Origin of the sequence: Anaerocolumna cellulosilytica (genome assembly GCF_014218335.1) — a bacterium.
Classification (GTDB): Bacteria; Bacillota; Clostridia; order Lachnospirales; family Lachnospiraceae; genus Anaerocolumna; species Anaerocolumna cellulosilytica.
Genome location: NZ_AP023367.1, coordinates 3,301,357 through 3,323,145, shown reverse-complemented (window position 1 = coordinate 3,323,145; position 21,789 = coordinate 3,301,357). Strand labels below are relative to the sequence as shown.

The following is a 21,789-nucleotide window of genomic DNA, read 5'->3' as shown; positions in this document are numbered from 1 at the left end:
GAAGAAAAATAAAGAATAATGGGATTGAGAAAGAATAAAATATGTGTATTATGTAGAAAAATACATAATTCCAATAGTCTGTTAACCTTAAAATCTGTATGTGTGCTTATTAAATCGTTTCATATACAAGATGAAGGTTTAACAGACTATCAGTAATCTAGCTTTTATTTTTAGAAAGTAAATTAAAATGGACTAAGAACCACTGGCTGTATCTGTTTACCTTCCAGTGCACTCTCCAAGGTAAGACCTAACAGATGGGTATGAGCAATCATGGATTTAGGCTTTCCATCGGGGCTATCCTGACCAAAGGGTACAAAATAGATATTTTTTGAATTTAATAAAGTACCGATATTTTGCAGATTCAGACCCAGCGCATCGTTAGTAGCAATGGATAAAACCAATGGTTTATTGTTGCGGATATGTGCTTTGGCGGCCATAAGAACAGGCGTATCTGTAATTCCATTCGCCATTTTGGCAAGAGTATTACCGGTACAGGGAATTACTGCCAGAATGTCAAACATATTTTTAGGACCTATAGGTTCTGCGTCTTCAATCGTTGTAATAGGTTCATGACCGGTCATATCTTTTAATCTTGTATAAAAATCGGCAGCCTTTCCAAAACGGCTGTCTATTTTTTGTGAATTAAAGGAAAGGATGGGGTATACATTCGCATTATCAGCTAACAGTTTCTCGATTTCTTCAAAAGCTTTATCAAAGGTACAAAAAGAGCCGGTTAAGGCAATTCCGATGTTTTTATTATGCAAGGACATAAGATCACTTCTTTCTTAAATCAGACAATAGAAAATCAGTTAAACAGGCGGCTGAGGATTTTGGTGCATATTTACCGGGTAGACCTAAGCTCAATTTAGCAAAACGCCCCAATTCCTTTGCTGCCTCAAAATCTACACCGCCTGGTGCCGAAGCAATGTCTATAATTACGACTCCTGGCTTAGTATGAGACAGTAAATCCTTTGTAAGAACTACGGATGGTATGGTATTGAATATATAATCATAGTGTTCAATTTGTTCCTTTAGTTCCTCTAATGAAAATGCCCCAAATGAGGATGCATCAGCAGCCGCAAGGGCAACTGAAGACCTGGCTGTAATATCCACTTTACTACACAATCCTTTGAGCTTCTCTGCCAAAGTTCTGGCGCACCTTCCAAAACCTAATATAAGGCAGGAGCAGCCGTGCAGGTTCGTGGTACTTTCTGAAATAGCCTCTGCAATGGATCCTTCAGCAGTAGCTATGGTATTAAATAAAGTAATTTCTTCCTGTTCCATAAAATCTTTGAAGGGGATGCGGTGTTTCTTAAAGTAATCTGTCATAAGTTCAGTCAGGCATCCTCCGTATACTGTTTGATCTGATGAGAGTAACTTACATAGGTTATCTATGGTCAAATCAGATTCTGCCTTTTGAGACAGAATGTGGACACCATCTTTTGAAACCGGGATGGGAGTGATAATAACCTTACTGGAATCTATAGCCTCTGCCAGGGAATTGGCATATAAACTTAGTATAGGAGAAGAATCTGGAAGTCCGTAGAGTATGACGGAATATCCCAGGCTGTGCAAGTTTTCTGCCATGCAGACCAGCCTTTTATCTCCGCCTATTATAGCAAAATCATAGATTCTGGGGTTCATTACAGCCTCCTTGATTTGTATAAATGAATTAGATAATTTTAATATATGGATTTTATAAAAAAAAGTTCATTATCTGGTAAAAGGAATCTTCTGAATTATTTTTGTTTACAAATGAGACAGACTATGTTATCATTAGATACGTATGAATATAGCCTATACTCAGAAGTAGGACACTCCGACCTTAATCTTGGTATTTGGCGTTTAAAATTTAGGAGGAATATTAATATGATTAGTAAAGAAAAGAAACATGAAATTATTGCAGCTTACGGAAGAACTCCAGAGGACACAGGTTCACCTGAAGTACAGATTGCACTTTTAACTGCAAGAATTGGGGAATTAACTGAACATTTAAAGACTAACAAAAAAGATCACCATTCCAGACGCGGTCTTTTAAAGATGGTTGGTCAAAGAAGAGGGTTACTTGAATATTTAAAGAAAACAAATATCGAAGGTTACCGTGCTTTAATTGAACGTTTAGGTTTAAGAAAATAATTTTTTAAATATAACTTTCAATGGAAGAAGAGTGGATTATATCCGCTCTTTTTCTTTACTTCAATTTTATAGAAAATAGGTATAAAAATTGGACACCCATAGCTTGCCAATTCTTTAGACAACGTTTGGGTGTCCAATTTTTAAAATCCGTTTATCAGAATGAATCAAATAATTCGAATTTTATTACCTAGCTAATCCAGCTACGATACTTCTTGCAACACTGATGCCGTTAGCAGATGCCTGTTGAAGACCTCTAGTTACAGAAGCACCGTCACCAATAGCACGAAGACCTTTTATACTGGTTTCAAAATCTTGATTTACAACTACTTTATTGGAATAGAATTTAACCTCTACACCGTAAAGCAGGGTTTCATCGCTGGCAATGCCTGGCGTTACTTTATCCAGTGCCAGTATCATTTCCTTGATATCAACCATAATACGGTGAGGGAATACTAAAGATAAGTCTCCCGGAACAGCATCCTTTAGAGTTGGTATCAGATTGTTTCTGCAAAGTCTCTCTTCTGTGGTTCTTCGTCCTCTTTGAAAATCACCAAAAGTTTGTACTAGGATTTTTCCATCACAAAGCATATTACTTAACTGTGCAATGTATTTACCGTAGTCAATAGGGGTTCTAAAAGGTTTTGTAAAGTTTTTAGAAACCAGTATTGCAAAATTCGTATTATTCGTCTTATATTCTTGGGATTTATAAGCGTGTCCGTTAACAACCGCTAAGCCGTTTTCATAATATTCCGTAGCAACCTCTCCGGAAGGGTTGGAACAGAAGGTACGGACTTTGTCATCAAAAGTTGGGGTGTAGTATACCAGTTTTGCTTCATAGAGATTCTTATTTAGGAATTCCATAACTTCATCACGAACTTCTACACGGACACCAATATCAACTGTGCCTACTTTCGTTTCAATTCCATGGGATTCACAGATGTGGCTAAACCAATCAGAACCCTCACGACCGATTGCAGAGACAATCTCATCCGCATAATAAGTAGTTCCATCTGTTGTTATAACACCTTTTGCCTGCTGGTCTTCAATTAGAATATCTTGTATCATGGTATGGAAGAGCATAGTAACGCCTTCAGCCAGAAGATGTTCTTGAAGTCTGGTATATATTTTATAGCCTTCTTCGGTACCCAAATGACGGATAGGACATTCAATCAGTTTTAAGTTGGCATTAATTGCCCTCCTCCTGATTTCACGGATTTCCTCATCTTTATCAACGCCGTACACATTTGTATCGGCACCGAATTTAAGGTAAATGTCATCAGATTCTTTTAATAATTCTATAGTTTTTTCATAACCTAAAATGTCAGGGAGATTACCGCCAACATCCGGGGATAAGGAAAGCTTACCATCGGAGAAAGCACCGGCACCTGCAAAACCGGTAGTAATAGAGCAGGGTTTACAGCCTACGCATTGTTTTGTGGTACGTTTTGGACACATTCTATTTTCTATGGGGCGTCCCTTTTCCACCATCAAGATATTGAGGTTTTTGTTTTCCTTAATAAGTTCATAGGCACAAAAAATACCGGATGGTCCGGCACCTATAATAATTACATCGTATTTTTGCATCAAAACACTCCTTTTGTGTTAGAGATTACCTTAGTATAACCAACAGGAATTTTATCACAAATTCTATTATTATGCAAGTTATTCTATACAATTCCTACTTATTGACCTTGAATAGAAGGTGATGTCATGAGGTTGAAATTCGTATTGTTTTATAATAGTAAGAAAGTGGTATTTATACTGACTTCATTAATAAGAGATACACATGAAGAATCCGATTCTTGTAAAGTATTATTCGAACACACTCTAGTGTGAATTTTTTATATTATCCTGACAATTAATGAAATTGAAAAATTTAGTAGTAATTTTTTTGTATTAGTGCTATAATATATAAAAACAGGGTTAATTTCCCTGTTTCATTACTGTATGTTGGAGCTTTATTCCGAGACTTCTGAAAAGGTTATCAAAATAATATTATAAAGTATACTGAATAATATTTAACTTTGGTGAATTTTTCAGTAGTTTCGGCATCTCCAACTAAATTACAAATTAAAGGAGAGTAACTATGTACAAAAGTTTTTCCATGGAACTTGCAGGCAGAACCCTGACAGTTGATATTGGCAGAGTAGCGGCACAGGCTAATGGTGCAGCATTTATGCACTATGGCGATACTGTGGTATTATCAACTGCTACCGCATCGGATAAACCGAGGGAAGGTATTGATTTCTTCCCATTAAGTGTTGAATATGAAGAAAAATTATATGCGGTAGGTAAAATACCTGGAGGATTTATTAAAAGAGAAGGGAAGGCATCTGATAATGCTGTTCTGACCTCCCGTGTTATTGACAGACCTATGAGACCCCTGTTTCCAAAAGATTATAGAAATGATGTAACATTAAACAATCTGGTAATGTGTGTGGACCAGGATTGCAGTCCTGAATTAACAGCAATGTTAGGTTCAGCCATTGCAACCGCAATCTCAGATATCCCTTTCGATGGCCCGACGGCCTCTACAATGGTTGGTATGGTAGACGGAGAATTCGTTTTCAATCCGACCAGTTCCCAAAGAGAAAAATCTACTCTAAGTCTAACGGTAGCTTCCACAAAAGAAAAGGTTATTATGATTGAAGCCGGTGCCAATGAACTTCCGGAAGACAAAATGATTGAAGCAATCTTTTTAGCCCATGAATTAAATCATAAAATCATTGAATTTATTGAAACAATTGTTGCTGAATGTGGTAAACCAAAACATGATTATATAAAATGTGATACTCCGGAAGAACTGTGGCAGGATATGGTTGCTTTTATTACACCAGAAGCCATGGAATCAGCTGTATTTACAGATGAAAAACAGGTGAGAGAAGCAAATATCCGTGAAATAAAGGACAAGTTAATAGTTCGTTATGAAGAACAACATCCGGAATGGCTGTCTCTTCTTGATGAAGCGGTTTATAAATTCCAGAAGAAAACAGTTCGTAAGATGATATTAAAGGATAAAAAACGTCCGGATGGCCGTCAGATTACAGAAATACGTAAGCTTGCTGCTGAAGTGGATATATTACCGAGAACCCACGGCTCAGCTATGTTTACCCGTGGACAAACACAGGTACTTACTATAACAACTCTAGGTGCACTTGCTGAAATCCAAAAGTTAGATGGTATTGACGAGAATGAAACTTCAAAAAGATATATGCACCACTATAATTTCCCTTCCTATTCTGTTGGTGAAACAAGACCTTCCAGAGGACCGGGAAGACGTGAAATCGGACATGGTGCATTAGCAGAAAAAGCATTAGTACCCGTACTTCCTTCTGAGGAAGATTTCCCTTATGCAATTCGTACCGTATCTGAAGTATTAGAATCAAACGGATCAACCTCTCAGGGCAGTATATGTGCTTCCACCCTTTCCTTAATGGCAGCAGGTGTTCCCATTAAGAGTATGGTTGCAGGTATCTCCGTTGGTTTAGTTAGCGGAGAGGCGGATGATGATTATATCATCTTAACCGATATTCAAGGTTTGGAGGATTTCTTTGGTGATATGGACTTTAAAGTAGCAGGTACTCATAAAGGTATAACTGCTATTCAGATGGATATCAAAATTCATGGTTTAACCAGAGAAATAATTGAAAAAGCTATTTATAGAACAAAAGAGGCAAGGACATATATTTTAGATGATATTATGGCTCCGTGTATCTCACAGCCTCGTGCGGAAGTAGGCCCTTATTCTCCAAAGATTGTTCAGATTAAGATTGATCCTGCAAAAATCGGTGATGTAGTTGGGCAGAGAGGTAAGACCATCAATGCAATCATTGAATTAACAGGTGTAAAAATTGATATATCTGACGAAGGTGCCGTTTCTGTATGCGGTGTTGACGCTGAAAGTATTGCAAAAGCCATAAAGTTAATTCAGACCATTGTTACAGATTTTGAGGAAGGTCAGGTTTTTGAAGGTAAAGTAGTAAGCATAAAGGAATTTGGAGCCTTTATTGAATTTGCTCCTGGCAAAGAGGGTATGGTTCATATTTCAAAGATTTCCAAAGAACGTATTGACAAGGTGGAAGATGTGCTTACTCTTGGAGATATGGTAAAGGTAGTATGCCTTGGTAAAGATAAAATGGGCAGAATAAGCTTTAGTATAAAAGACGTTAAATAATCTGGTTGTATTATATAGTATAAAGAAGAACATGGTAGTTTTTTGAAACCATGTTCTTTTTCATGTGAAGTTCTTTGTGAATACCGTCTGATAAGTCGGATGAAAGTAATCAGCCTATATTAGTAACAAATTCAATCTTTAGAAAAAGGAACTTACATTGAAGGAAGAACTTTATACACCTTAAGAAGTTGCAGATTTGCTTAAAATTAAGAAAACTTGACATAACATAACAGAGAGTGTAAAATACAAAACAATAAGTAAAACATAACAAATCGAAACGAAAATTGGAGTAGTTGTGTACTTGCATAGGAATCAATTAAATGACATAGAAGTCTAAGGCGGATGTTGCTTTAGACTTTTTTTAATAGAATCGTTTTTGCCTAGGATACCAAAAGACAGGCACGAAAATATTATAGAACAAAAAAAAGGAGAAAGTTTATGAAAAAAATGAAAATGCTTTTAGTTTTACTTTTATTTGCCACAATTTTTGCTTTCGTTGGATGTGATAAGAAAAATCCATCTAAGGAGGCAAACGGTATAACAGAAGTTACTGAAACACTAACTGAGCAGCCGTCGCAAACAGTTACGCCAGAACAATCGGTCAAGGAAGACAAATCTGCGGAAATTCTAGTTGCTGCGGCTGCCAGCTTACAGAATGCAATGGAAGAATTGGAGCAACTTTATAAAGTTACAAACCCTAATGTAACCCTAACTTTTACGTTTGGAAGTTCAGGAACGTTACAACAGCAGATTGAGCAGGGAGCACCTGTTGATGTATTTATGTCTGCAGCTTTAAAGCAGATGACTGCGTTAGAAGAGGGCGGTTTTATTTTGGATGATACAAAAAAAGAATTACTTGAGAATAAGGTAGTTCTTATTGTTCCGAAGGAAAGCGACCTAGGTCTTAGTAGTTTTGAAGATATAGTAAAAGCTCCGATTATTGCTTTGGGTGATCCAGCTAGTGTACCGGTCGGACAATATTCCGAGGAAATTTTTACGACACTTGGAATTTTAGACAAGGTAAAGGAAAAGGTAACTTATGGTAAAGACGTAACGGAAGTTCTTACCTGGGTTGCGACGGGAAATGCCTATGCTGGTGTGGTATATGCAACCGATGCAAAATCCAGTGATAACGTTATGGTGGTTGCAGAGGCACCGGTAGGAAGCACCTCCAAGGTAATATATCCCATAGCAGTTGTAAAGGATTCGAAAGCTCAGGAAGCTGCAAAAGCTTTTGTACAATATTTGTCGTCTAAAGATGCAATAGAAGTATTTGAAAAATACGGATTTGAAGAAAATAAATAAGATGGACAATTACAAAATAGTCATTTAAAAGATAGGACCAGTAATTCTGCACTCTAAATATAATGTTTTGAACTAAATTAATATGATACGGAAGGGAGGAAACGTGTTGGACTGGGCACCTTTATTGATTTCACTTCGTACAGCAACCTGTGCAACTGTCATAACATTTTTTCTTGGTATATTCGCTGCACATAAGGTAAGGGCACTAAGAGGAGGTGTATTATGGATTGTGGATGGTTTATTTACCCTTCCATTGGTACTTCCTCCCACAGTAGCTGGTTTCTTTCTTTTGTTACTGTTCGGGAAAAACGGTCTCTTAGGAAAGTTGCTGTCCCAAATTGGGATTCAGATAATATTTAAGTGGCCGGCTACAGTAATAGCAGCTATAGTGATAGCATTTCCTCTTATGTACCGTTCTACTAAAGCGGCCTTTGAACAGATAGACCAAAATCTTGTGTATGCAGCCAGAACATTAGGTATGTCAGAAATTAAGATTTTTTGGAAGGTAATTATGCCCCTGGCACTTCCGGGAGTTATATCCGGTGGAATTCTCGCCTTTGCCCGTGCTTTAGGTGAATTTGGTGCAACCTTAATGATAGCCGGTAACATACCAAAAGTAACCCAAACAATTCCGGTAGCAATCTATATGGCTACACAGGGTAATGACATGGAGAAGGCTATGCTGTGGGTAGCCATTATTGTGATTATTTCCTTTGGAGTAGTGTTCTTTATGAACTATCTGCCTATAAGAAAAAGAAGATTCGGTAAAAGTAAAGTAAGGAGGGGTAAGAGATGAGTCTGTATGTTGATATCAAAAAGAAATTTAAAGGCTTTTCCCTGAAAGTAAGATTAGAAACTACGGGTGAGACCATGGGACTTTTAGGAGCTTCGGGATGTGGTAAAAGTATGACTTTAAAGTGTATTGCAGGGATTGTAAAACCAGATGAAGGTATGATTCGGCTGAATGATAAAGTATTATTTGATTCCAGGAAAAAAATTAATCTTCCGCCTCAGGAGCGAAATGTAGGTTATCTGTTTCAAAATTATGCATTATTTCCCAATATGACCGTGGAGGAAAACATTAGCTGTGGTTTAAAAGGGTCAAAAAAAGAAAAACAATCCAGAGTTTATGAAATGCTAGGGCTATTACATATTAAAGGTTTTGAGAAGAGATATCCCGTAGAATTATCAGGAGGGCAGCAGCAAAGAGTGGCTTTGGCAAGAATTCTTGCTTATGAACCTGAGGTGCTCATGTTAGATGAGCCCTTTTCTGCTTTGGATGCCTACTTAAAGGAAAGCTTGCAGCAGGAACTGATTGAAAGTCTGAGGGGGTACAGGGGTGATACGTTGCTTGTTTCTCATGATCGTGATGAGGTGTATGGAATGTGCGGGAGTATTGCAGTAATTGAGAATGGAGCCATCGTACTTATGGGTAATACCAAGGAAATCTTTAAAAATCCTATAAACTTAGCGGGAGCTAGATTGACTGGATGTAAGAATATTTCAAGAGCAAAAAAAGTGTCAGAAACGGTTTTGGAGGCACTGGATTGGGGAATAACCTTACATACGGATGTAATAATCAAAGATTCCATACAGTATGTCGGAATCCGTGCTCATGCTATACGGCCGGCTATTGACAGCAAACAGGAAAACTCGTTGCCATGCAACTTAATGCGAGTTGCAGAATCTCCCTTTGAGCAGAATATCATAGTAAACAGTAAGGGAAGTGAAATCTGGTGGAAAATCAGTAAAGCCTATTGGAACAATACTTTAAAAGAACAACTGCCGGAATATTTAATCCTGCCTAAAGGGGCTCTAATGTTGTTAAGCTAAAGTTTGTAATTGACAATGTAATAGGCGGTGTAATACTATGTAAGAGTAACTTGTTAATTTATAACAGACTTCGGAAAGGATGATACGATATGAAGAGAAAATATTATACACTAAACATAAAAAACCGGAGGGCTGAAATAAAGTAACCCTCCTAATATGCAGGAGGACATATGAGTACAGACTCAATTATAATAAAAGAAACGAAGATTGAAGATTTAGAGAATATATTAAATTTGTGGAATAATGGCGATGTAATGTTTTACGTGGGCTTTCCTCAGGGGCTGGGCATAACTATGAAGGAAATGGAAACATGGCATACTCACTTACAGGCAAATAAAGAAAAGAGAAAACATTACAGTATATATACAAGAGAGCTTGGATTTTGTGGTGAAACTTTTTATGAAATTAATACAGTTCATGATATAGCTGCTATGGATATAAAGTTATTACCAAAAGCTCAGGGCAAAGGTATTGCTCATTATGCATTAAGATATGCATTAAGTCATGTATTTGATAAGGGGTTGGCAAAAAGAGCTTACGTTGATCCTAATTCTAATAACAGTAAGGCATGGAGATTATACAAAAAACTGGGTTTTATAAGCAAAGAGCGACCGAATTATTTAGAACCCTCTGATTCCTATCTTGAGGTGACAAAGGAAACTTTTATTAAAAAAGGTCCAATGGATGATGAAGGATTTAACCAGTGGGCTTGCACTTATGATAGCAGTGTTTTAAGCAGCCAGACAGATAATCTATATCCTTTTGCAGAATATTCAAAGGTATTGGACAGTATATATAAAGTGATAAAAGGTAAGTCTGTGAAAACAATACTGGATATTGGCTTTGGTACAGGAACATTTACTTTTAGATTGTACGAAAACGGATATGATATATATGGTGTAGACTTTTCTTACGAAATGTTAAAGACTGCACAAAGTAAAATGCCTGATGCGAATTTAATACATTGGGATTTTACCAAGGGACTGCCAAGCGAATTAATGAATCTGACCTATGATTGTATTATAAGTACATATGCTCTACATCATCTGACCGAGGAAGAAAAGATTAATTTTTTGAATTTAATGAAGAAAAATCTAAATCCAGGCGGTTTTATCATTATCGGGGATATTTCCTTTGAAACCAGAGAACAGATGGAAGAAGTAAGACATAACTGTAACGAAGAATGGGATGAAGAAGAGTTTTATATGATATATTCAGAAAGCAAAGCGATGCTTAACTTTTCAAATATCTACTATCAGAAGGTGTCTTTTTGTGCAGGGATTCTCGAATTAAGAAATTAACTGTTATATAAATTCTGGTCATCTTCAGTTCCTATTTCTATGATATATTTTATTTTGTAATAAATTGCAGGATAATTTGCTTAAGAAAAGTCATAAATATATTAGTAGAAATAATCCATCAGAAAGGGCTAAGGGGATGAATCAGGAATTTAATTTGAACGAATATTTAAGTGAAGGTATTGATAATATTGTTAAGGGAGCATTTCAGGCGACGTTAACCAATCCAAGGGAAAGTGCGTTTATTGCAAAGTTTTCTATTGACAGTAAAAAAGCAGCATCCTTAAGAAAAAAAATAGAAATGGAGGGCGAACATATCCCTCCATTTTTGATTGCAAGTATTACAAGTAAGTGTAATTTGCACTGTAAGGGTTGTTATGCCAGAGCAAATCATACTTGTATAGATACAGATATGGAAGACCTATTAGAGGTTAGTGACTGGGAAGCTGTCTTTTTCCAAGCTGCACAGATTGGGATATCTTTTATACTAATAGCCGGAGGGGAACCTCTTATGCGAAGAGATGTAATACGAACAGCAGCCGATTTTAAAAATATATTATTTCCTATATTCACCAATGGAACGATAATCGATAGGGAATATTTGCAGCTTTTTCATCAGAACCGAAATCTTTTACCAGTTTTAAGTTTGGAGGGGGATGAAAAAACTACGGAAGAAAGAAGGGGTGAAGGTGTAGCACAAGTGTTAGCCGTTGCTATGGCTTCCATGAAGAAGAAGGGAATCTTTTATGGTGTATCGATAACAGTTACCAAAAATAATCTTAAAATGGTAACTGAGGAAAATTTCTTAAAATCCATATGTGAATCCGGCTGCAAACTTGTATTTTATATTGAGTATGTTCCGGCTGATGAAAAGTCTGTGGAAATTGCTCCAACAGAAGAGGAAAGAAGTTACTTAGAACAAAAACTTTTAGAACTAAGGGTAAAATACTCAGATATGATTTTCATATCATTTCCGGGTGATGAAAAAGGTACCGGTGGCTGTCTGGCAGCGGGAAGAGGATTTTTTCATATTAATCCAGCGGGGGGAGCGGAACCCTGTCCTTTTTCGCCGTACTCCGATAGCAGCTTAAAGACAATGTCATTACGAGATGCTCTAAAATCTCCTTTATTTAGAAAACTTAAGGATAGTCAACTTCTTAAAAGTGAGCATACAGGAGGCTGTGTATTATTTGAGCAGAGGGAAAGTGTAAAGGATTTCTTGAATTAATCTGTTATATGAAGAAATGTAACATATATTACAGATTTTTTACCTCCTGTGGTTTATACTGGTTGCAAAAACAACAGGAGGTATGAGAGAAAACCGAAAAGATATGTTTTCGACCTCCGAATTATACGTGTGTTAAAGCGCACAGATAGGAGTTTTATGATAAATTTAGAAAATATGAACCGCCAGCATAATACAATTAGGGAGGAAATCAATTTTATCTTAAAAGAGGCAGAAAAAGGTGCCAATATGGATATTCAAGAGATAGCATTACATATTAACAAATTAGCCGGACAACTAAAAATTCATCTTCTAGAGGAAGATAGATTTTTGTATCCGGCTCTTTTCAATGGTACCGATGATGAGATAAAAAAAATAAGCCACCTGTATATGCAGGAAATGGGAAGTATTGATGAGGATTACAAAGCCTTTAAAATAAAATATAATATAGGCAGTAAAATTTCTAAAGATATAAGTACTTTTTTGCAAGAAGCAAAGGAAATGATGAAAACTCTGACAGCCAGAATGGATAAAGAAGATAGGGAGTTATATCGGCTGATTCAGGAGAGAAAATTATAATCCATACTTGATTTCATCGTACGTTATGGAACAATAACAAAAGAATATTTGTTGGTATCAGGAGAGAGTATGAAAATTGCCCGTTTATTAGGGATCATCGTATATTTACTTAGTCAGGAACAATACAAAATTCTTTATAGTGTGTATATAGATTAAAAGTCGTTCATTTGGTTCATAATAAGTTTTATTTATCTGAAGGATTTGGCATCGATATGTATCTACCGTGTTGTATTCATGTATTGTATAATTTGTTTATAAGTGTTACAATTTAGCGTATATGAGATAAGGGTATCAGGCAAACCCTAGGAAAGGAAGTCATGAATGGTAAACCGAAGAAAGTTGTCCAATGGTATAACCGTCGTTTTAGAAACTATGCCGTATTTAAGAAGTGCTGCCTTTGGAATTTGGGTGAAAGTTGGTTCTTCTAATGAGAATGAAAAGAATAATGGAATTTCACATATAATTGAGCATATGCTTTTTAAAGGGACAAAGAATCGAACAGCAAGGCAGATAGCAGATGATATGGCACGAATCGGAGGTGACATAAATGCTTATACAAGTAAAGAATGTACTTCTTTTTATGCGGTAACCTTGGACGAGCATTTACCAATTGCTATTGAAATTCTAGGGGATATGCTAAATAATTCTCTGTTTGACGAAAAAGCACTAGAGAAGGAAAAAGGCGTTATCCTTGAAGAAATTGACATGTACGACGATTCGCCCGAAGATTTGGTACATGAAATGCTGCAGATGAAAATATGGGATAAGCATCCTCTGGGTTATCAGATATCTGGTTCCAAGAAAACGGTTAAGGCGATTACCAGAGATGAGATTCTTCAATTTATGAAAAAGTATTACGTCTCTGGTAATATGGTGATTTCCGTAGCTGGAAACTTTAGAGAAGAAGAGATTGTTAAGCATTTAGAAAAGAACTTTTCTGCCATACCGGAGGGCGAAAGACAGCAGGATTGTACCATACCGGTGTACCATCCTACGCTTTACACCAAGCAAAAGGACGTTGAACAACTTCATCTTAATATGGCGTTTCAATCTGTCGTTGCTGATGCAGAAGAAAAATATACACTGACCATCTTAAATTCGGTGTTTGGAGGCAGTATTAATTCACGGTTATTTCAAGAAATTAGGGAGAACAGGGGCTTAACTTATACCATTTATTCTTATGGCAGCTCCTACAAAAAGGCTGGTTTGCTGCAGGTATACGGCGCAATGAATCCGATTCAGTTACAGCAGGTATTATCTAATATCTTTAATATTATTGAGGAGTTAAAGACAACACCTTTATCGGAAGATGAACTTTCTATGTCAAAAGAACAGATAAAGACGGAACTCATTATGGGAAACGAAAGTGCAAAAAGCCGAATGAACAGCAATGGTAAATCTATTTTATTTAAAGACTATATTACGCCATTAGATGAAATAATTAACAAAGTAAATGAAGTAACAGCGAAAGAAATACTTTCGTTTGCGAACCAGTATTTAAAAAAAGAAACAGCCAGTTTATCATTAGTAGGAAACCTAGAAAATGTTGACAAAATCAAATTATTTTCATAGTATAAAATAATTACAAAAGAATGCAATGATGAATGGAATATTTCAAGGAGGTAATCATGCATATTGATGTTACAACTTTTTCTGGTTCTTGTACTTGCGGAAGAAATCATGAGATTTATGTAAAGGATATTATTATAGAATCGGGAGCCGTGAAACGGCTTCCGGAATATCTGGCTCATATATTTCATGGAAATTATGCAAAGATTGGTATCTTGTGTGATTCCAATACATATAAAGCAGCAGGCAGAAAAGCAGAAGCTGTTTTACCGGGCAGTTATACGGTAATATTGCCGGCGGAGAATCTACATGCGGATAACCATGGCGTAGAGCTGGCAGAAGAGATGCTGGCGGGAATGAAAGACTTAAAACTGATTTTAGCGGTAGGTTCCGGTACCATTCATGACATTACCAGATATTTGTCTAATATTTTGTCTGTCCCTTTTGTATCGGTACCAACAGCTGCCAGTGTTGATGGTTTTGTTTCAACGGTAGCGGCCATGACTTGGAATGGAATGAAAAAAACCATTCCGGCAGTTTCGCCGGTTTTGGTAGTTGCAGATACGGATGTATTTTCAGAGGCACCTTACAGATTGACGGCATCTGGTATTTCTGACCTGTTGGGTAAATATACAGCCCTCATTGATTGGGAAGTATCTCATATCGTAACAGGTGAGTATATATGTACACGAGTGTGTGAATTGGAATTAAAGGCATTGAAGGAGGTCTGCTCTTGCTTGCCCCAGCTTCGCAATTATAATTCTGAAGAGGTAAGAAAACAGGCTTATGAGCAGCTTATGTATGCATTGCTATTATCTGGCCTGGCGATGCAGATGATTGGAAACTCAAGACCGGCCTCTGGATCAGAGCATCATATGTCTCATCTGTGGGAAATGGAAGTGATTAACGGACCGCTAGATGCCTATCATGGAGAAAAAGTTTCCATTGGACTCATGATAGCAACAAAAACCTATCATAAAGTTAAAAATGCTATACGAAATGGCTTTTGCAGTGTAAAACCATATAAAGGGCTGGAATATGATATACTAAAAGAGGCATTTGCACCTAAAGGATTGTATGAAGATATTATTACAGAAAATACACCGGATCCTTTAGCGGGAATAAATGAAGAGAAATTCAAACAGCAATTGCCGGATATAGCACGAATACTGGATAAACTTCCTACGGAAGAAGAAATTAATAGGTTGCTTACAGCAGCAGGTTGTATTAAAGATGTGCAGGAGATAGAGCTAGAGGAAGGAATTATTCCTAAAACAATCCGTTTGTCACCTTATGTCAGAAATCGCTTGACTTTCCTGCGCTTAACTAAGCTACTCCGTTTATAAAATTAAATTTTTTCATAAGAGATTAAAAACTGCTGCATATTGTTTACTTTGCAGCAGTTTTTTGTCGAATCAAATGTTATTACAAAAATGATAAATAAAATTTATTATTTTCCATATAATAATCCCGAGTTTTGATGAAATCGATAGCAAGGCATTAAAAAGCAAAAGATTTTTATGTTCTGGCTGGTTGGAAGAAAATAAAATAGGAAAGGAAGCCACACGACCTTCTTTCAACCTGGTTGATTTGTGGCAATACTGCTTGATAAGCAGTATGCAGCGGAGTCTATTATGAGGAATAATTCAACTAAAATTGAAAAAGAAAAAGAGCAGAAGGAAAAAGAAGAGCTGGATGATGGCAAAATACGTGAATATGGTCAAACCACACTGGTTAACGAAGATAGAAAATCAAAAATACATTTACTCTCAATCATAGGAGAAATTGAAGGGCATGAGTGTCTCCCTCAACATAATAAAACGACAAAATATGAACATGTACTCCCGCAGCTTGCAGCAATTGAGGATAGTTCAGATATTGACGGGCTTTTAATACTCATTAATACAGTAGGCGGAGATGTAGAAGCGGGCTTAGCTATTGCAGAAATGATTGCTTCCTTAAGTAAGCCCACAGTGTCATTGGTGCTGGGCGGCAGTCATTCAATTGGTGTCCCTTTGGCAGTTTCTGCGGATTATAGTTTTATCGTTCCAACTGCAACAATGACGATTCATCCGGTTCGTATGAATGGTACAGTAATAGGGGTTTCACAGACTTATGATTATTTTGAAAAAATACAAGAACGAATCCTAAACTTTGTATCTCATCATTCTAAAATTGATAAAGAAGAATTAAAGAAATTAATGCATAACACCAAACAACTAGCAAAAGATGTGGGCTCCATACTGGTTGGGCCGGAAACTGTGCAAGAGGGTATTATAGATGAAGTTGGTGGTATTAGGGATGCTTTATCTAAACTTTACACTATGACAGGTAGGACAGGAGAGGAATAATGCTTTATACGATTGTACCGTTAGAAAGAATTTACAGTTGCAGAACTGAAAGTGTTATAAGAGGTAGAAGATTAGATAATGATAGCGGGGAAATGTCTACTGATGTAGAATACAAAAGAATTGCATTGAGACATGGACATATTTATGCAAGAAGAGAAGGTGAAGGTTATATAGTGGATGGTATCCTTTCAACAGACATGGCGGATTATCTAGATAAGAATTATTTTCCAGGTAAAAGTATCGATTGTAAATAAGTACAGTTTCATGTTCTATTTGGGTAGTATCAACATGAGGGTTACTAGATGTATGAGTGTTAAGTAAGTAAATAATCAAAAATCGAACATTTTTTCGAGAAATAACAATATTTTTCCTTGCATCCATCCTAAATTGAGGGTATAATATGTATTGATTTTATGATAGACTGGCTGTTTTGCCGGATTATTAAGATAGACAGAAACTATTTTCAGCGGACAGAAATCTGCGCTTGTATGGCAGATACACTGTCTGCTGGATAGATAGTTGTAGCTTAAGGAGGATTGGGAGTGGCTGCGGGACAAAACAAGAATAAATCGAATCAAAAGAAAAGGACCAGCACAAGGGGAAGGAAACCTGGCAGCGGGAATGTACATAAAAGAACAGAAGAGAATCCCAACAGGGAGATTTACCGGGATGAGATTATATTAATTATAACCTTGGTTGTCTCTCTTTTACTTATTTTGAGTAACTTTAATTTAAGTGGTAAAGTGGGAGAGGTGATCAATAACATTACCTTTGGTCTATTTGGATTAATTGCGTATTTACTGCCTTTCTTCTTATTTTTTGCTGTTGCCTTTTATGTGGCGAACAGAGGCAGCCGGGTTGCTTTACATAAGCTTGTTAGCGGAGGAGTGTTAGGTATTGCTTTATCTGCTTTTATTCAAATGATTACATTGGGATTTCAGAATGATACTACGGTGCCGGAATTGTTTCTTAATTCGGCAAAACAAAAAAATGGTGGTGGAATTATTGGTGGCTTATTGTGTAAATTATTGCATCCACTGTTTGGAACGGTCGGTACTTATATAATACTACTAGCTCTGATGGTTATATGTATTATGTTTTTAACAGGAAAAGCACTGTTCCGCTATCTGGGTGCGAAAAGTGAAGCATCAATACAACAGATGCGCGAGCGAAGGCTTCAAAGAGAAGAGGAATACGATGAAGAAGAGGATTACTCCGATGTAGATAATGAAGCTTCATTAAAGAAACGTAAAGCTAGAACTGTTGAATTGAAGAAAGGCAATGATGCAAAGAAAGACTCTGAAAATAGTAAAGAAAACACAGTAGAAGGAGGATTTTTTCAAGCCAGAAAAAAGAAAAAAGGAAAAGATGTTTCGGATTTGCAAATGGATGCATCGTCTGTTGATTATTTTGATATGCAGGAAATTACATCTGGACAATTACCGAATATACCAATTCAACGAGATGGCGTAAGTGAAGGGGATGAAAAGGTTAAATCCTATGAAGAAGTACTGAAACAGAAATTTGGTAACAAATCATCAGATTCAGAGAAGGCAGAGTCTTCAGAAATCAGAGAAAGAATTGATGATGATATTAAAAGACTTTTAAGAGCAGCGGGACAGGATACAGAAGTGGAAGCGTTAGAGAACGTAAGTGAAGGGAATGGAACACAAGAAGGTTTTAAGACACAAGACGAGCAGGTGCTGCCAGAAGATATTTTTATTCCGACGGTAGACGTGGATTACTTGTTCGAGGATTCTGACGCTAAGATGAGTGAGACAAATGTTGATGATAATCTAGAAGCAGATGAAGCATTAACAGTGTTTGATACAGTGGAGGAAACAACTGCTTCGGAGGGGAATGGAACAGATAAACTCTCTGTAAAAGCAGAAAACAAGGAGAAGGTTGTCACTAATATAGATATGGCAATGAAAGAGTCAGACGTGCCAAAAGAATATATATTTCCTCCTGTAGATTTGCTGGGAAAACCAAAAGGTGATGCAAAATCTATGTCAGACCGGGACTTAAAAGAAACGGCTGTGAAATTGCAAAAGACGTTAGAGAGCTTTGGTGTAAGGGTAACTATTACGAATGTGAGTTGTGGTCCTGCGGTGACAAGATATGAACTACAGCCGGAGCAAGGCGTTAAAGTAAGTAAAATAACAGGACTTGCTGATGATATAAAATTAAATCTTGCAGCTGCGGATGTTAGAATCGAAGCACCTATTCCAGGTAAAGCAGCAGTAGGCATTGAGGTTCCCAACAAAGAAAACTCTGCTGTTATGTTTCGAGAGTTGATTGAAAGCAAAGAATTCTTAAAGCATCCGTCAGACATAGCCTTTGCGGTTGGTAAGGATATTGGTGGACAAACAGTGGTTACAGATATAGGCAAAATGCCTCATTTACTGATTGCAGGTGCTACAGGCTCCGGTAAATCCGTCTGTATCAATACATTGATTATGAGTATATTGTATAAAGCCAAGCCTTCCGATGTGCGTATGATAATGGTGGATCCTAAGGTAGTAGAGTTAAGTGTTTATAATGGAATTCCACATTTATTAATTCCTGTAGTAACCGACCCTAAGAAGGCGTCTGCGGCATTGAACTGGGCGGTCATGGAGATGACGGAACGCTATAAAAAATTTGCAGACTTAGGTGTCAGGGATGTAAAAAGTTATAATGAAAAAATTGCAACTGTGGCAGAATATCAAGACGAGAGATATCAAAAGCTTCCCCAGATTGTAATTATAGTAGACGAGCTTGCTGACCTTATGATGGTAGCACCGGGCGAGGTAGAGGATGCAATCTGCCGTCTGGCACAAATGGCAAGGGCAGCAGGACTTCATCTGATTATTGCGACTCAGCGGCCTTCCGTTAATGTTATTACGGGTTTGATTAAAGCAAATATACCATCCAGAATAGCATTTTCTGTATCCTCAGCGATTGATTCTAGAACCATCATTGACGGTTCCGGCGCCGAGAAACTCTTAGGTAAGGGAGATATGTTATTTTTCCCGTCCGGGTATCCTAAACCGGTACGTGTTCAGGGAGCTTTTATTTCCGACAAGGAAGTTGGCGCAGTAGTTGATTTCCTAACTGCTCAAAATAATGGTGCAGAATATAATGAAGAGGTTGCTAACAAGATTTCAAACGTACAAGCTGGTGACGGTGGAAACAGCAGCGGTGGTGTTAATGACCGCGATGATTATTTTATAGAAGCTGGTAAGTTTATTATTGAAAAAGACAAAGCATCTATTGGTATGCTTCAAAGGGTATATAAAATAGGCTTTAATCGTGCTGCGAGAATTATGGATCAGCTTGCAGAGGCAGGAGTCGTAGGACCTGAGGAAGGTACCAAACCCAGAAAGATTTTAATGTCAATGGAAGAATTTGAACAATATGTAGATGAGTATGTGTAAACTTAGGGATAAGAACGCAATACGGTAATACGTTCTGTTTATATTTAAGGGATAACTTGTTAATTATATGGACAATGACAAACAAAAAGGAATGGTGTTTTTATGAAAGGCTGGTTAATTACCAATGGCTTTTTACATACCACAAAATTTACAGAAATTCATTTATGGCTAATTGAGTCAGCTAAGAAGCTGGGAATTGAACTGACTGCCAAAACCAATATAGAAGTTTTAGCTTTGCTGGATTCTAATGCTGCAAAAAAGGCAAGAGAAGAAAGTATAGATTTTGTATTGTTCTGGGATAAAGATGTCAGATTGGCTAAGTATCTTGAGATGACGGGATATCCAGTATTCAACTCATCCAAAGCCATAGAGGCTTGTGATGATAAGTCGTTAACTCATTTGTGCCTTCAGGGGGCAGGGATTTTTATGCCCCGGACACTGATTGCACCGATGACCTTCTCAAACATCGGATATACCAATCTGAATTTTTTGGCTGAGGCAGAACAGAAACTATCTTATCCGATGATAGTAAAGGAATGTTTTGGTTCCTTTGGACAGCAGGTCTATATGGCAAGGAATCAGGAGGAATTAGTTGCAATAGTAACGGGTATCGGAGCCAAACCGATGCTTTTTCAGGAATTTATTAAAACCAGCAGTGGCAGGGATGTAAGATTACAGATTGTTGGCGGTAAAGTTGTAGCAGCCATGTACCGTTACTCTGACACTGGGGATTTTCGTGCGAATGTAGCCAACGGAGGGAAAATGAAAGCCTATGAGCCCACTCAGAAGCAGGTAGAACTTGCCATACAATGCTGTAAAATTCTTGGTTTGGACTTTGGAGGGGTGGACATACTTTTTGGAGAAGATCAGGAGCCGGTTGTATGTGAAGTTAATTCCAATGCTCATTTTAAAAACATCTATGACTGTACAGGAATTAATGTGGCAGATAGTATCTTGGAGTATATCGTGAAAAGAATATGTATTGGTTAAAGACAATAAAGGGACTTAAAACATGAGAGCATGGTTAATTTATAGAAGACAGGATGCAGTAAAAAATAAAGGCTATATTAATTTTTACTTAGAAGAAGGTAAGACAAGGGGAATTACCATTGAACTATTGTATGTAGAGGACATTGAGTTTGGAATACGTACCGGCAGCTGGTATATGAAGTATCGCCAGAAAGAATTGCTGCTTCCTGATTTTGCTATTTGTCGAACGATATATCCTCTATTGAGCAGACATTTAGAATATATGGGTATACCGGTTTTCAATAATTCCTGTGTTGCTGAGGTCTGTAACGATAAAGCGAAAACATATCAATATGTAGCAAAACTTGATATACCTATGGTAGATTCTGCTTTTGTAAGTGACAAGGATTTAGTAAATCATTTATGGGCATCTGAAAGCAAGAAAGTGGTAAAAGCAGTAGATGGTCATGGTGGCAGCCAGGTCATGCTTTTGCCAGACAAAAAGCGGGTATCAGCAGAGGAATATGAAGCGGCCGTGAAAAGGATTGTTAACACGATGGAAGGGGCTTCAGTAGTGGTACAGCCCTTAACGGGAACAAAAAATCAAGACTTGAGAGTTTATGTTATCGGTAAACAGATTATAGCTGCTATTCTAAGAACTGCAAAAGAAGGCTTTAAATCTAACTTTTCCTTGGGTGGTGAGGTATGTACTTATTTCTTATCTAAGCAAGAGGAGATGCAGATTCAAAGGATTATTGCATCATTTGACTTTGGACTTGTTGGTATTGATTTTATAATCGGCGATGATGGGGAGCTGTTATTTAATGAAATCGAAGATGTTGTTGGTGCCAGAATGTTGTATCAGTGCACCGATATTAACCTGGTACGTCTTTACCTTCAATTCATTATAGAGGAGTTGCAGAAATAATTA

General features: G+C 37.2%; 18 protein-coding genes. 15 read left to right on the top strand and 3 right to left on the bottom strand.

The genetic code is table 11. The annotated features are described in order from the left end of the window. Positions 1 to 182: 182 nt before the first annotated feature. Both acsn021_RS13680 and dpsA read right to left on the bottom strand, forming a co-directional pair. A complete protein-coding gene (locus acsn021_RS13680) occupies positions 183 to 770 on the bottom strand; it encodes a dipicolinate synthase subunit B (RefSeq protein ID WP_184095759.1) in 588 nt (195 codons plus the stop codon). Between the two features lie 4 nt (positions 771 to 774). Further along, entirely contained in the window at positions 775 to 1,644 is an 870-nt protein-coding gene (gene dpsA / locus acsn021_RS13675) for a dipicolinate synthase subunit DpsA (protein WP_184095761.1), read from the bottom strand. 225 nt (positions 1,645 to 1,869) lie between these two features. Here dpsA and rpsO point away from each other — a divergent pair, with 225 nt between their 5' ends. Beyond that, positions 1,870 to 2,136, top strand: a complete 267-nt coding sequence (gene rpsO, locus acsn021_RS13670) for a 30S ribosomal protein S15 (protein WP_184095763.1) — start codon at positions 1,870 to 1,872, stop codon at positions 2,134 to 2,136. A 183-nt stretch (positions 2,137 to 2,319) separates the two neighbouring features. On the opposite strand, the gene acsn021_RS13665 is transcribed toward rpsO, so the two are convergent. Beyond that, positions 2,320 to 3,720: an NAD(P)/FAD-dependent oxidoreductase gene (locus acsn021_RS13665; protein ID WP_184095765.1), complete on the bottom strand. Its 1,401-nt coding sequence runs from the start codon at positions 3,718 to 3,720 to the stop codon at positions 2,320 to 2,322. Positions 3,721 to 4,222: 502 nt separating this feature from the next. Between acsn021_RS13665 and acsn021_RS13660 the strand changes: the two genes are divergently transcribed. The 14 genes from acsn021_RS13660 (at position 4,223) to acsn021_RS13595 (ending at position 21,786) form a co-directional block, all read left to right on the top strand. Then, a complete protein-coding gene (locus acsn021_RS13660; RefSeq protein ID WP_184095767.1) occupies positions 4,223 to 6,310 on the top strand; it encodes a polyribonucleotide nucleotidyltransferase in 2,088 nt (695 codons plus the stop codon). A gap of 438 nt (positions 6,311 to 6,748) precedes the next feature. Further along, a complete protein-coding gene (gene modA, locus acsn021_RS13655; RefSeq protein WP_184095769.1) occupies positions 6,749 to 7,615 on the top strand; it encodes a molybdate ABC transporter substrate-binding protein in 867 nt (288 codons plus the stop codon). Between the two features lie 106 nt (positions 7,616 to 7,721). Continuing rightward, the gene (modB, locus tag acsn021_RS13650) at positions 7,722 to 8,411 is read left to right on the top strand and encodes a molybdate ABC transporter permease subunit (protein WP_243167988.1); all 690 of its coding nucleotides are present in this window, start codon (positions 7,722 to 7,724) and stop codon (positions 8,409 to 8,411) included. Beyond that, entirely contained in the window at positions 8,408 to 9,448 is a 1,041-nt protein-coding gene (locus tag acsn021_RS13645) for a sulfate/molybdate ABC transporter ATP-binding protein (RefSeq protein WP_184095773.1), read from the top strand. Before modB ends, acsn021_RS13645 begins: the two co-directional genes overlap by 4 nt. Before the next feature lie 170 nt (positions 9,449 to 9,618). Further along, positions 9,619 to 10,749 carry a GNAT family N-acetyltransferase gene (locus acsn021_RS13640; protein WP_184095775.1) on the top strand — a complete coding sequence of 377 codons (1,131 nt, stop codon included), beginning with the start codon at positions 9,619 to 9,621 and terminating at the stop codon, positions 10,747 to 10,749. Between the two features lie 76 nt (positions 10,750 to 10,825). Next, positions 10,826 to 11,974: a radical SAM protein gene (locus tag acsn021_RS13635; protein ID WP_330601825.1), complete on the top strand. Its 1,149-nt coding sequence runs from the start codon at positions 10,826 to 10,828 to the stop codon at positions 11,972 to 11,974. A gap of 156 nt (positions 11,975 to 12,130) precedes the next feature. After that, on the top strand, positions 12,131 to 12,550 hold the full coding sequence (locus acsn021_RS13630) for a hemerythrin domain-containing protein (RefSeq protein WP_184095777.1): 420 nt from the start codon (positions 12,131 to 12,133) through the stop codon (positions 12,548 to 12,550). Positions 12,551 to 12,871: 321 nt separating this feature from the next. Next, positions 12,872 to 14,122: a M16 family metallopeptidase gene (locus acsn021_RS13625; RefSeq protein ID WP_184095779.1), complete on the top strand. Its 1,251-nt coding sequence runs from the start codon at positions 12,872 to 12,874 to the stop codon at positions 14,120 to 14,122. 56 nt (positions 14,123 to 14,178) lie between these two features. Beyond that, positions 14,179 to 15,465 carry a sn-glycerol-1-phosphate dehydrogenase gene (locus acsn021_RS13620; protein WP_184095781.1) on the top strand — a complete coding sequence of 429 codons (1,287 nt, stop codon included), beginning with the start codon at positions 14,179 to 14,181 and terminating at the stop codon, positions 15,463 to 15,465. Positions 15,466 to 15,753: 288 nt separating this feature from the next. Beyond that, positions 15,754 to 16,470: a ClpP family protease gene (locus acsn021_RS13615; protein ID WP_184095783.1), complete on the top strand. Its 717-nt coding sequence runs from the start codon at positions 15,754 to 15,756 to the stop codon at positions 16,468 to 16,470. Then, positions 16,470 to 16,724: a YlzJ-like family protein gene (locus acsn021_RS13610; RefSeq protein WP_184095785.1), complete on the top strand. Its 255-nt coding sequence runs from the start codon at positions 16,470 to 16,472 to the stop codon at positions 16,722 to 16,724. Before acsn021_RS13615 ends, acsn021_RS13610 begins: the two co-directional genes overlap by 1 nt. A 288-nt stretch (positions 16,725 to 17,012) precedes the next feature. Next, positions 17,013 to 19,889, top strand: coding sequence for an FtsK/SpoIIIE family DNA translocase (locus acsn021_RS13605; RefSeq protein WP_184095787.1), 2,877 nt, complete (start codon positions 17,013 to 17,015; stop codon positions 19,887 to 19,889). A 102-nt stretch (positions 19,890 to 19,991) separates the two neighbouring features. Further along, entirely contained in the window at positions 19,992 to 20,879 is an 888-nt protein-coding gene (locus tag acsn021_RS13600) for an ATP-grasp domain-containing protein (protein WP_184095788.1), read from the top strand. A 22-nt stretch (positions 20,880 to 20,901) separates the two neighbouring features. After that, positions 20,902 to 21,786 (top strand): ATP-grasp domain-containing protein, encoded by an 885-nt coding sequence (locus acsn021_RS13595; protein ID WP_184095790.1) that lies wholly within the window; start codon positions 20,902 to 20,904, stop codon positions 21,784 to 21,786. Positions 21,787 to 21,789: the final 3 nt, after the last annotated feature.

Coding starts and splice junctions, on each gene's coding strand:
- acsn021_RS13630 (WP_184095777.1), top strand. CDS start 12,131: ATGATAAATTTAGAAAATATGAACCGCCAGCATAATACAATTAGGGAG.
- acsn021_RS13620 (WP_184095781.1), top strand. CDS start 14,179: ATGCATATTGATGTTACAACTTTTTCTGGTTCTTGTACTTGCGGAAGA.
- modA (WP_184095769.1), top strand. CDS start 6,749: ATGAAAAAAATGAAAATGCTTTTAGTTTTACTTTTATTTGCCACAATT.
- acsn021_RS13600 (WP_184095788.1), top strand. CDS start 19,992: ATGAAAGGCTGGTTAATTACCAATGGCTTTTTACATACCACAAAATTT.
- acsn021_RS13645 (WP_184095773.1), top strand. CDS start 8,408: ATGAGTCTGTATGTTGATATCAAAAAGAAATTTAAAGGCTTTTCCCTG.
- acsn021_RS13625 (WP_184095779.1), top strand. CDS start 12,872: ATGGTAAACCGAAGAAAGTTGTCCAATGGTATAACCGTCGTTTTAGAA.
- acsn021_RS13665 (WP_184095765.1), bottom strand. CDS start 3,720: ATGCAAAAATACGATGTAATTATTATAGGTGCCGGACCATCCGGTATT.
- acsn021_RS13660 (WP_184095767.1), top strand. CDS start 4,223: ATGTACAAAAGTTTTTCCATGGAACTTGCAGGCAGAACCCTGACAGTT.
- acsn021_RS13615 (WP_184095783.1), top strand. CDS start 15,754: ATGAGGAATAATTCAACTAAAATTGAAAAAGAAAAAGAGCAGAAGGAA.
- acsn021_RS13595 (WP_184095790.1), top strand. CDS start 20,902: ATGAGAGCATGGTTAATTTATAGAAGACAGGATGCAGTAAAAAATAAA.
- acsn021_RS13680 (WP_184095759.1), bottom strand. CDS start 770: ATGTCCTTGCATAATAAAAACATCGGAATTGCCTTAACCGGCTCTTTT.
- rpsO (WP_184095763.1), top strand. CDS start 1,870: ATGATTAGTAAAGAAAAGAAACATGAAATTATTGCAGCTTACGGAAGA.
- acsn021_RS13640 (WP_184095775.1), top strand. CDS start 9,619: ATGAGTACAGACTCAATTATAATAAAAGAAACGAAGATTGAAGATTTA.
- acsn021_RS13610 (WP_184095785.1), top strand. CDS start 16,470: ATGCTTTATACGATTGTACCGTTAGAAAGAATTTACAGTTGCAGAACT.
- dpsA (WP_184095761.1), bottom strand. CDS start 1,644: ATGAACCCCAGAATCTATGATTTTGCTATAATAGGCGGAGATAAAAGG.